The organism is Citrobacter amalonaticus, from assembly GCF_018323885.1.
Classification (GTDB): Bacteria; Pseudomonadota; Gammaproteobacteria; order Enterobacterales; family Enterobacteriaceae; genus Citrobacter_A; species Citrobacter_A amalonaticus.
Map to the genome: position 1 here is coordinate 4547331 of NZ_AP024585.1, position 11095 is coordinate 4558425.

At 51.4% G+C, this 11095-nt stretch carries 11 protein-coding genes, 1 rRNA gene and 1 pseudogene; 4 read left to right on the forward strand and 9 right to left on the reverse strand.

All coding sequences use genetic code 11. The features are described 5' to 3' along the window. Positions 1-32: 32 nt before the first annotated feature. The 3 genes and pseudogenes from hemN to KI228_RS24540 form a co-directional block, all read right to left on the reverse strand. Positions 33-1406 (reverse strand): oxygen-independent coproporphyrinogen III oxidase, encoded by a 1374-nt coding sequence (gene hemN / locus KI228_RS21470; protein ID WP_044257149.1) that lies wholly within the window; start codon positions 1404-1406, stop codon positions 33-35. Between the two features lie 187 nt (positions 1407-1593). Then, positions 1594-2103: a Der GTPase-activating protein YihI gene (gene yihI / locus KI228_RS21475; RefSeq protein WP_061069443.1), complete on the reverse strand. Its 510-nt coding sequence runs from the start codon at positions 2101-2103 to the stop codon at positions 1594-1596. Between the two features lie 103 nt (positions 2104-2206). Beyond that, a pseudogene (locus KI228_RS24540) lies at positions 2207-2468 on the reverse strand (hypothetical protein). A gap of 213 nt (positions 2469-2681) precedes the next feature. Here KI228_RS24540 and yihA point away from each other — a divergent pair. Further along, positions 2682-3314 (forward strand): ribosome biogenesis GTP-binding protein YihA/YsxC, encoded by a 633-nt coding sequence (yihA, locus tag KI228_RS21480; RefSeq protein ID WP_042998843.1) that lies wholly within the window; start codon positions 2682-2684, stop codon positions 3312-3314. Positions 3315-3433: 119 nt separating this feature from the next. On the opposite strand, the gene spfP is transcribed toward yihA, so the two are convergent. Then, on the reverse strand, positions 3434-3481 hold the full coding sequence (spfP, locus tag KI228_RS24680; RefSeq protein ID WP_071892919.1) for a small protein SpfP: 48 nt from the start codon (positions 3479-3481) through the stop codon (positions 3434-3436). A gap of 166 nt (positions 3482-3647) precedes the next feature. After that, positions 3648-6434, reverse strand: a complete 2787-nt coding sequence (gene polA, locus KI228_RS21485; protein ID WP_042998842.1) for a DNA polymerase I — start codon at positions 6432-6434, stop codon at positions 3648-3650. 364 nt (positions 6435-6798) lie between these two features. Between polA and yihG the strand changes: the two genes are divergently transcribed. Beyond that, positions 6799-7734: a 1-acylglycerol-3-phosphate O-acyltransferase, YihG family gene (yihG, locus tag KI228_RS21490; protein WP_043001789.1), complete on the forward strand. Its 936-nt coding sequence runs from the start codon at positions 6799-6801 to the stop codon at positions 7732-7734. A gap of 12 nt (positions 7735-7746) precedes the next feature. On the opposite strand, the gene dsbA is transcribed toward yihG, so the two are convergent. The 3 genes from dsbA to KI228_RS21505 form a co-directional block, all read right to left on the reverse strand. Next, a complete protein-coding gene (gene dsbA / locus KI228_RS21495; protein WP_042325410.1) occupies positions 7747-8370 on the reverse strand; it encodes a thiol:disulfide interchange protein DsbA in 624 nt (207 codons plus the stop codon). A gap of 14 nt (positions 8371-8384) precedes the next feature. After that, the gene (locus KI228_RS21500; RefSeq protein ID WP_044265132.1) at positions 8385-9371 is read right to left on the reverse strand and encodes a serine/threonine protein kinase; all 987 of its coding nucleotides are present in this window, start codon (positions 9369-9371) and stop codon (positions 8385-8387) included. Between the two features lie 76 nt (positions 9372-9447). Continuing rightward, a complete protein-coding gene (locus tag KI228_RS21505; protein ID WP_042325406.1) occupies positions 9448-9717 on the reverse strand; it encodes a YihD family protein in 270 nt (89 codons plus the stop codon). 69 nt (positions 9718-9786) lie between these two features. On the opposite strand from KI228_RS21505, the gene mobA reads away from it, so the two are divergent. Beyond that, positions 9787-10371 carry a molybdenum cofactor guanylyltransferase MobA gene (gene mobA / locus KI228_RS21510; protein ID WP_071888352.1) on the forward strand — a complete coding sequence of 195 codons (585 nt, stop codon included), beginning with the start codon at positions 9787-9789 and terminating at the stop codon, positions 10369-10371. Continuing rightward, positions 10368-10871, forward strand: a complete 504-nt coding sequence (gene mobB, locus KI228_RS21515) for a molybdopterin-guanine dinucleotide biosynthesis protein MobB (RefSeq protein WP_071888351.1) — start codon at positions 10368-10370, stop codon at positions 10869-10871. The genes mobA and mobB overlap by 4 nt, the downstream gene beginning before the upstream one ends. A gap of 102 nt (positions 10872-10973) precedes the next feature. On the opposite strand, the gene rrf is transcribed toward mobB, so the two are convergent. Further along, a 5S ribosomal RNA gene (gene rrf, locus KI228_RS21520) occupies positions 10974-11089 on the reverse strand. Between the last annotated feature and the right edge of the window lie 6 nt (positions 11090-11095).

An 11095-nucleotide genomic window follows, 5' to 3' on the forward strand; every position in this document is an offset into this window, starting at 1 on the left:
CCGGTAAGCGTTAGCGCCACCGGGCAACGTTTTTATATCACGCGTGAGAACTGCTGCATCCGCGCTTTTTGGCGCAGATACGCATCAAAGCACATGCAAATGTTGCGAATCAGCAGACGCCCTTTCGGCGTGACCTGAATCCCCTTCGTTGTCACATCCACCAGCCCATCTTTCGCCAGCGGCGCCAACAGCTTCAGGTCTTCGGCAAAATAATCCGCGAAGTTCAGATCCCACTGCTGCTCAACTGCGGCAGTGTCGAGACGGAAATTGCAGATAAGCGACTTGATGACGTCACGACGGATACAGTCATCGCGAGTCAGCGCGATACCGCGCCATAAGGCATTTCCCTGCTCATCCACCTGCTGATAGTAGAGTTTCAGCTCTTTCTGGTTCTGGGCATAGCAATCGCCAATCATACTGATGGCAGAAACGCCCATCCCCAGCAGATCGGTGTCACCCTGGGTGGTATATCCCTGAAAATTACGGTGGAGAACGCCTTCGCGCTGGGCAATCGCCAGTTCGTCATCCGGGCGGGCAAAATGGTCCATACCAATAAACTGATAGCCGGTCTCTGTCAGCGAGGAGATGGTTTCCTGCAAAATATCCAGCTTCTGCTGCGCGCTGGGCAGATCGGCATCTTTTATTTTGCGCTGCGCGGCAAACAGCGTCGGCAAATGCGCATAGTTAAAGACGCTCAGACGATCGGGGCTTAATTCCGCAACCCGCTTCAGGGTAAAGGCGAAACTTTCCGGCGTCTGTTTAGGTAAACCGTAGATCAGATCGATATTGGTCGACGTAAAGCCAATGTCACGTGCGTGATTGAGCAGCGCAAAAATAAACTCCTCATCCTGCTCACGGTTAACCAGTCGCTGGACCTCTTTGTTGAAGTCCTGCACGCCCATGCTGAGACGATTAAAGCCTTCCGCGCGTAAATGATCGAGCACATCCAGCTCAATCTCACGGGGATCGACTTCGATCGAAATCTCCGCATCCGCATTGAAGTGGAAATGATTTCGCAGCAGCGCCATCAGGCGACTGATTTGCGCTTTATTCAGGTAAGTCGGCGTGCCGCCGCCCCAGTGCAGTTGGCTGACCTTGCGTCCGGCAAACAGCGGCGCACGGTGCAGAATTTCCTGTTCGAGTGCATCCAGATACTGATCGGCCTTATGCTGCTGACGGGTCACAATCTTATTGCAGCCGCAGAAGTAGCAGAGCTTGTGGCAAAACGGGATATGGACGTAAAGCGAGAGCGGACGCTCAGGATAGCGCGCGACAGCCTGTAAAAATGCCGGTTCGCCAAACGCATCAGAAAATTCCAGCGCGGTCGGGTACGAGGTATAGCGCGGCCCGGAATAGTTATATTTCTGGATCAGGGCCTGATCCCAGTCTATTTGTTGTTCTGACATGCTCACTCCTTCCGATGGCGTCTCTGGCGGGTACGGCGTACCGGCCGCACTCCATTTCGAGTACTAAGCCGGCTGCGCAGCCACTTCTGTCGCCGCGACAACCGCTGTAGTTTAACGAATAACCACACCAGATAACATATAACCGGAAGGGTTATAAGCAGGACGGGCAGGCCCACGGTGTAAACCGTTAGTTACCGCCACGCAGCAGGCGCATCATATCTTCCTGCTTCTCATCATCTTCCTCTTCTTCGTCATCATCGTAGGAGAGACCCAGCTTCTGCATCAGTTCATCGATGCGATCCAGTTTGGCATCCACCCAGGACTGATCTTCCGCGCTCAAGGTTTCGCCTGCTTCAAGACGTTCTAACAGCGCATCCAGGCGCTCATCTGTTTCCAGTAAATCCAACTCAGCCTGCGGTGAAAGCATAGGTTTCTCGCTCTTCGGTTTGTGCTGTTTGGTGACTTTTTCGGTCACGCCCAATGGAATAGGGGTTTTACTGCCGATGCGTGGATCTTTCTGTTGGTTCTTGTTTTTACCACCTGGCGCCGCGTCACCACCGGTCGCACGGCTACCCGCCGCGTGTCCACGGTGTTTTTTCTGACGCTTGCGGTCACGAGCTTCCTGATTCAGCTCTTCGCGGGTTTTACGGCGTGCCTTTGCAGGGCCTTTGCCGCGTGGTGTAGAAGTGGATTTCATAGTGATTCGTCTTTGGCTGTTTTATTCAGTATATAATTGCGCCGGAATCTAGCAGAAATAAAGAAAAAAGGCGACAGATTGCTCTGTCGCCTTTTCACCTTACTCACAACCCTGAACGGGTCCTACATTCCCTGTCGGCTATCAACGCACCCTGTTTTTCCGTCAGCCTGGAACATTCCGTGTCTTTTCCGTTTCCGTATACCAACGTCTCCGAACGCCTGTCATCCTGACAATCCTGTGTCTTCGCCTCCTGGCGCTCCTGACCCTCATCCTGAGTCGTCTTCCTGTACAGCTATCCTCGCTATGGGGGTTACTCTACTCTTTTGGAGTAAAGTAACAAGTCGTTGGCCGCACAGTTCAGCCATTTTCAGAATATTACATACCTTTTAATAGTATGATTTAGTTGATTTATTTAATTATTTTCTCTGCAATTACTCTGAAATTTCGTATAAGAACAATCGGCAATGTCTCACAATATGCAGGGTTTTTACTCACAACAGACCCATGTCGAAAAATCAGTCTTTTGCTCCTGTTCAGGTATAATCGCGGCAAAGCTTTGACTGACGGAGACGACCGCTTTGATTAACCTGAATTATCAACAGACGCACTTTGTGATGAGCGCGCCTGATATTCGCCATTTACCTTCCGATACGGGGATTGAAGTGGCATTTGCTGGCCGTTCCAACGCAGGTAAGTCCAGCGCGCTGAATACGCTGACCAATCAGAAGAGCCTGGCGCGGACTTCGAAAACGCCTGGCCGCACTCAATTGATTAACCTGTTTGAAGTGGTCGACGGCAAACGCCTTGTTGACCTGCCCGGCTATGGTTACGCCGAAGTGCCGGAAGAGATGAAGCGCAAGTGGCAACGCGCGCTGGGTGAATATCTGGAAAAACGCCAGAGCCTGCAGGGACTGGTGGTGCTGATGGATATTCGCCACCCGCTAAAAGATCTCGACCAGCAGATGGTCCAGTGGGCCGTCGAGAGCAACATCCAGGTTCTGGTGCTGCTGACGAAAGCGGACAAACTGGCGAGCGGGGCGCGTAAGGCCCAACTGAATATGGTCCGTGAAGCAGTATTAGCCTTTAACGGCGATGTGCAGGTTGAGACCTTCTCATCGCTGAAAAAGCAGGGCGTGGATAAATTACGGCAGAAGCTGGACAGTTGGTTTAACGAACTGGCGCCGGTGGAAGAGGATCAGGGCGGGGAGTAATTCATCGCGACGCCGGATAGCGACGCGGTGCGTCTTATCCGGTTTGGCACGCCGACCCTATCTTTCTTTCGCCCATAAAAAACGCCCCAGTCAGAAACTGACTGGGGCGGCTAAAATATTCAGCCAAATCCGATTACGTGAAGTAAAAGGTCTGAAAGATAGAACATCTTACCTCTGTACCCTACGCGAATAACTTTACTCTTTTTTGAGCAGCTCAGAAAGCACTTTTTGTAATTTTTTTTCATTCTTTACATAGGGAATTCCAATACCCATCACAAAAATCGCGCACTTATGTTGCTTAATTACGAAAAAAGCGCGTTATCTCGCGAGCACTTAGTGCGCCTGATCCCAGTTTTCACCACTTCCAACTTCCACCAGCAGCGGTACATCAATGCGTGTGCAGTTCTCCATCAACTGATGGATCTTTTTCGCTACCGTGTCCAGGTCGTCTTTGTGTACTTCAAACACCAGTTCATCGTGTACCTGCATGATCATACGCACGCGCGGTTTTTCCATTTCCAGCCAGCCATCGACCGCAATCATCGCCCGTTTGATAATATCGGCAGCGGTTCCTTGCATCGGGGCGTTAATCGCCGCACGCTCCGCACCCGCTCGACGCGCGCCGTTGCTGGATTTAATATCCGGCAGATAGAGACGACGGCCTTCCAGCGTTTCAACGTAGCCCTGCTCTTTCGCCTGAGCGCGAGTGCGTTCCATATACTCCAGCACGCCGGGATAACGTTCAAAATAGAGGTCCATGTATTTCTGCGCTTCTTTACGCGGAATGTTCAACTGGCGCGCCAGACCGAACGCACTCATACCGTAGATCAGACCAAAGTTGATCGCTTTCGCGCTGCGACGCTGTTCGCTGGTCACGGTCTCCAGCGGCAGACCAAACACTTCGGCGGCGGTGGCACGGTGAATGTCCTTCCCTTCGGCAAACGCCGTCAGCAGCCCTTTGTCGCGTGAAAGGTGCGCCATAATACGCAATTCAATCTGCGAATAGTCCGCAGAAACAATCAGGTAATCCTTCGGCGGGATAAATGCCTGGCGGATACGACGCCCTTCTTCATTACGTACCGGAATGTTTTGCAGGTTCGGATCGGTCGATGACAAACGGCCCGTCGCGGTCACGGCCTGATGATAAGAGGTGTGCACACGCCCGGTTTTCGGGTTAATCATCAGCGGGAGTTTGTCGGTGTAGGTCGATTTCAGCTTCGCCAGACCGCGATACTCAAGAATCACTTTAGGTAGCGGGTAATCCAGCGCCAGTTCTTCCAGCACTTCTTCAGAGGTTGACGGCGCGCCGCCTGGGGTTTTCTTCAGCGGCTTAATGCCCTGTTTTTCGAATAGGATCGTCTGCAACTGCTTGGTTGAAGAAAGGTTAAATACTTCTCCTGCAATCTCATGGGCTTTCTGTTCCAGCTCCGCCAGACGGAGCGTGATCTCCTCGGAGTGCTTGTGCAGCACCGCGGGGTCGATCTTCACACCGTTACGCTCTACACGAGATAACACCGGTACCAGTGGCATTTCGATGTTTTCAAAGACGTTCAGCGGCCCTTTGTGCTGCTGCAGCTCTGGCCACATTTTCAGATGCAGCTGTAAGGTGACATCGGCATCTTCTGCCGCGTAACGTCCCGCCTCTTCCAGCGCAATCTGATTAAAGGTTAGTTGGTTCTTCCCTTTACCCGCAATCTCTTCAAAAGTGATGGTTTTATGTTTCAGCCAGCGATCGGACAAACTGTCCATATCGTGACGTCCGGCAACGCTGTTCAGAATGTACGACTCGAGCATGGTATCAAAAGCGATGCCGCGCAGTTCGATACCATAATTCGCCAGAATGCCGCGATCGTACTTGAGATTTTGCCCGACCTTACGCGCGTTTTCATCTTCCAGGAGCGGCTTGAGCATCGCCAGCGCACGGTCGCGGGAGATTTGATCCGGCGCATCCAGATAGTCATGCGCCACTGGCACATAAGCCGCCACTCCCGGCTCAATAGCGAATGAGAGCCCTACCAGGTTGGCGGAGATGTTATCCAGACTGTCGGTTTCGGTATCGAAGGCAAACACTGGCGCTTTTTTCAGCTTCGCAATCCACGTTTCCAGCGTCGCTTCATCGAGAATGGTCACGTAATTCTCATAAGAAAGTACGACAGCGGCTTCTTCCGGGGCTTCATCAATGACAATCGTTTCCTGCGGTTTTACCGCCGGTTTTGCCCCTTTTGCTTGTAACCACTTGCCCGCTTCGACATCAGCGGTCCAGCGCTTGAATTCATACTTTTTAAACAGCCCAACCAGTTCGTCAGCCTGGGGTTGTTGCACTTCCAGTTGTTCGCAGGTCAGTTCCAGCTCAACGTCTGTTTTGATCGTCGCCAGTTTATAGGAGAGGTATGCCACCTCTTTGTTTTGCTCAAGTTTACCCGCCATAGTTTTCGCACCACGGAACGTCAACCCGGCAATTTTATCGGACTCAGCATAAAGAGTATCCAGGCCGCCCAGCCCCTGTAGCAATGCCTGCGCGGTCTTTTCCCCGACCCCCGGTACGCCCGGAATGTTATCGGAGGAATCGCCCATTAGCGCCAGGAAATCGATGATCAGTTCCGGCGGCACGCCGTATTTTGTCACCACCTCATCCGGACCAAGAATGGTGTTAGTCATAGTATTGATGAGTGTGATATTTGGCGTGACCAGTTGGGCCATGTCTTTATCGCCAGTACTGATCAGCACCGGGCGCCCCATTTTTTCTGCCTCACGCGCCAGGGTACCAATAACATCGTCCGCCTCCACGCCAGATACAGCCAGCAGCGGTAGCCCCATCGCCTTCACCATGGCATGCAGCGGTTCGATCTGCGCCCGCAGATCGTCCGGCATCGGCGGGCGATGCGATTTGTAATGCTCGAATAATTCGTCACGGAAGGTTTTACCCTTGGCATCAAATACCACTGCGGCATGCGTTGGCTGATATTGCATGATCAGGCTGCGCAGCATATTGAGGACACCGTACATCGCGCCTGTCGGTTCGCCTGCGCTGTTGGTCAGCGGCGGAAACGCATGGTATGCGCGATAGAGATAAGAGGAGCCATCTACAAGGATAAGTGGGTTTTCTGGGATCTGAACCATAATGTCCGTGCCTGTTTATCAGATTATGGATAAAGGATGCCACAGACAGGATGAAAACATGAGTTTTTCACCACATTTGTCGTAATTCTTTTGCAGATCTTCTGGATCGCTCGCAAAGCCGCCTGTGGATAACTTTGTGAATAATTAATTTTCATCGCATTAATTTCAAAACGATGCGTTAACCATCATTTATAATATTCTTTAAATTCAATTAATTATAAAAACGACAGAATAAACCCTTTATGTTTTCATTGAATTACTGAATGTGGATAGATATGGCGTGTTTTTCTCTGTCGCGAAGAACCGTCATTTGAGTCATTTTCTGATAAAATCAGCCCCCTTGCGCGACTTTAGCGTACTGTTTATGGCTAATCCTTTGAATAATTTAATCATGGCGAGATTACTCGCTACAGTCACCCTGTTGCTGAGCATTGCATTGACCATTGTGGTCACAATTTTGTGCTCCGTACCGATCATTCTGGCCGGACTGGTAAAGCTCCTGCTGCCCGTTCCGTTCGTCTGGCGCAAGGTATCTCTGTTTTGTAATTTCATGATGTATTGCTGGTGTGAAGGCCTCGCCCTGCTGTTGCATCTCAATCCATGGCTGAAATGGGATGTGCAGGGCCTGGAAGGACTGAGCAAGAAAAACTGGTATCTGCTGGTGTGTAATCATCACAGCTGGGCGGACATCGTGGTACTGTGCGTACTCTTTCGCAAGCACATTCCTATGAACAAGTACTTCCTTAAGCAACAGTTGGCCTGGGTACCTTTTATCGGCCTCGCCTGCTGGGCACTGGATATGCCATTTATGAAGCGCTATTCGCGCGCTTATCTCCTGCGCCACCCGGAACGCCGCGGTAAAGATGTCGAGACTACCCGTCGGTCCTGCGAGAAATTCCGCGCGCATCCCACCACGATCGTTAATTTCGTCGAGGGCTCCCGCTTTACCGAAGAAAAACGTCAGCAGACCCGCTCGCCATATCAACACCTGTTGCCACCAAAGGCGGCGGGCATTGCGATGGCGCTGAATGTGTTAGGTTCGCAGTTCGATAAATTACTTAATGTTACGCTGTGCTATCCGGAAAACGACCGTACGCCCTTCTTCGATATGCTGAGCGGAAAACTAACGCGCATAGTGGTTCGCGTGGACATGCAACCCATTCAGGAAGAACTGCACGGCGACTACGTTAACGATAAAGGATTTAAGCGTCGTTTCCAGCTATGGCTGAATACGCTATGGAGCGAAAAAGACGTGTTAATAGAAGAGATTAAAGCGACAACTAAAAACGCCGGTCACTGACCGGCGCTGCTTTTATTTCTTACCGACCAGGTATTTCACCGTGTCAGCATATTGCTGAACAAAGATATCCATGCTGCTGGTATCCATGCCCTGCGGATTCACCTGATATTTACCGTTAACAAACATCGCCGGCACGCCCTGCAGTTGCAGATCGGCAGCAGCTTTTTCCTGCTGCGCAACCAGTGATTTCACGACAAAGCTGTTCCACGCGGCATCGTAATCTTCGCCTTTAATACCGGCATCCACGAACACTTTACGGATATCTGCAACGCTCTGCACGGTCTGGGTTTTCTGTACCCCTTCAAACATCGGCACAGTCACTTTATCTTCTACGCCCAGTGCCATCGCGACGGCCCACGCTTGCGTCAGATCCTTGCCCAACGGGCCCAGGAACTCAACGTGGTATTTGGTCATTTTGACGCCTTCAGGAAGTTTTTTCTTCACATTCTCAGAAACATGAAGGACTTCTTCAAACTGGTAGCAGTGTGGGCAATAGAATGAGAAGAACTCCAGCACCTGCGGTTCACCGGCAACGGGCTTTTCCAGGGTGGTATACTGCTTACCATCCTCGAATTGCGCTGCCGATGCGCTAAAAGCTAAAACCATACCAGCCAGCGCCAGCCAAATCTTTTTCATGATTACGTCTCCGATTAATACATGGGTGTTAATTGTAAGGGGGGTTCTTGCAGGACTTTTGCCTGCTCGATAAATGTCGCGGTCTGTCGTTGCCAGTAATCTTCCCCAGTTAACCACGGGAAGTTTTTAGGAAACGCAGGATCGTCCCAACGACGCATCAGCCAGGCAAGATAATAAACCAAACGCATAGCACGTAAAGGTTCAATCAGTTCAATTTCAGATGTTTCGAACTCACTAACTTCTTCATAAGCTTCAATAATCGTTTCAAGCTGCATACGTTGCTCAGCTTTATCACCATTAAGAAGCATCCACAGATCCTGAATGGCAGGACCGTTGCGGGAATCATCTAAATCGACAAACAGCGGCCCCTCGCGCCAGAGGATATTTCCAGCGTGGCAGTCGCCATGTAGACGAAGGCTGTCAAAATTTGTATGCCACCGCTCAGTGACGGCCGCAATCAGCGTATCCGTCGCTTTCAGAAATGCGGCCTTTTGTGCGGACGGAATGAGTTGGGCATGCTCGAAGAGTTTACGCGGCTCGACGAGGTATTCGTCCAGCCCGATGGTCGGTCGCCAGGTAAATGGCTGCTTACGGCCGGTCTGATGAAGACGCCCCAGATAACGGCCCACCGCTTCCATTTGATCGATATTGTCCGCTTCGAACTGTCGACCGCCTACACTTGGAAAAATCGCGTAGTGGAACCCCTGATGCGATAATAGCGTCTGACCATTAAAAGCCAACGGCGCAGCAACCGGGACTTCATCCTCAAGCAGCTCAATCGCAAACTGATGCTCTTCCAGGATCTGATCAACTGACCAGCGCTCAGGGCGATAAAATTTAACGACAAAACGCCGACGGTCTTCATCCTGGAACTGATAGACACGGTTTTCATAGCTATTAAGCGGGGTAAGACCAGAATCCACCCGGATCCCCTGCTCAAACAGCGCATCCATGATGGTATCCGGGTGTAATGTCTGGAAATTGAAAGTGTTGTTATTCATCCCATCATCCGGAAAATACGTCGAATGATTCAGGATATCATTTCATAACAGCTTCGGTGGCCCCGCTTACAAGCTTTTACTCTTTAATTACGCCACGAGCGCGCAACAGCGCCGTCTTGAAATCTTCCTCGTAATCTTTCTGAATACCGGGAATAACCGCGTCTTTTGCAGAGTCGCGCATTTTCAGGTGATAGATCAGAATGTCGTCGGTTAAATCCGCCAGTTCACCGTCAAAACCTGACTCTTTCGCCAGTTTCTGCAAAAATTGCATCAGGTTAAGGTCGGGCTCTTTTTGCCAGGCTGGCTGGAGGAGTTCAATAACTTCATTCAGGCGTTTACATTTCATGGTCATGCTCCTTACTCTTGAGACAGACACGTTAGCAGGGTCAATCCCACAATAAAAGAGGCGATATCAGTGAATCAGGATAGTGCAATAACAGGGGTTGTACTGGCTGGCGGAAAGGCCAGGCGAATGGGGGGCATTGATAAAGGCTTGCTTGAGCTTAAAGGGAAACCGCTGTGGAAACATGTCGCCGATACGCTGTTATCCCAACTGGAAACGGTGGTTGTGAATGCCAATCGGCATCAGGAAATTTATCGCTCGGGTGGCCTGAAAGTCATTTCAGATGTGATGGCGGATTTTCCCGGCCCGTTGGCGGGCATGCTTTCTGTTTTCCAACAGGAGGCGGGCGACTGGTTTCTGTTCTGCCCCTGTGATACCCCTTTTATCCCGCAAACGCTGGCTGCCCGCTTACGTGCCCGGTGCAATCATGCACCGGTGGTATGGGTGCATGATGGAGAGCGCGATCATCCCACCATTGCGCTGGTTCACCGTTCAGTCCAGCCATTTTTGCAGCGCTATTTACAGTCTGGCGAGCGACGGGTCATGGTTTTTATGCGTCAGGCAGGTGGGCATGCCGTTGACTTCAGCGACCGCAAGGAAGCGTTTGTGAATGTGAATACCCTTGAGGAGCTTGATAAATGGCAGGAAAAACCATGATCCCTCTACTGGCTATCGCCGCGTGGAGCGGAACGGGAAAAACGACGCTGCTCAGGAAGCTAATCCCGGCGCTGTGCGCCGCCGGGATCCGCCCCGGACTTATCAAACATACGCATCATGATATGGATGTGGATAAGCCAGGCAAAGACAGCTACGAGCTACGCAAAGCAGGAGCGGCGCAAACGCTGGTCGCCAGTCAGCAACGTTGGGCATTAATGACTGAGACACCTGAAGAACCCGAACTGAATCTGGCGTACCTGGTCAGCAGGATGGATTATGCCACGCTGGATCTGGTGCTGGTTGAGGGATTTAAGCATGAGGCCGTGCCTAAGATCCTGCTGTTCAGAAGCGATGCCGGGCATGATTTCAGCGAATTAACGCTGGATGAGCATGTGATTGCGGTAGCCAGTGATGTTGTATTGCCGCTTGAAGTTCCGGTGCTGGATTTAAATGATGTGGATGTGATTGCGAAGTTTATTGTGGAGTGGAGTGCGATCTGACGACTTGCCGGGTGGCGGTTTCGCCTTACCCGGCCTACAAAATTCGGTGATCCAGAAAAGCAAAAAGCCCATCCGTCAGGATGGGCTCTTCACTTGTTTGATGCCTGGCAGTTCCCTACTCTCGCATGGGGAGACCCCACACTACCATCGGCGCTACGGCGTTTCACTTCTGAGTTCGGCATGGAGTCAGGTGGGACCACCGCGCTACAGCCGCCAGGCAAATT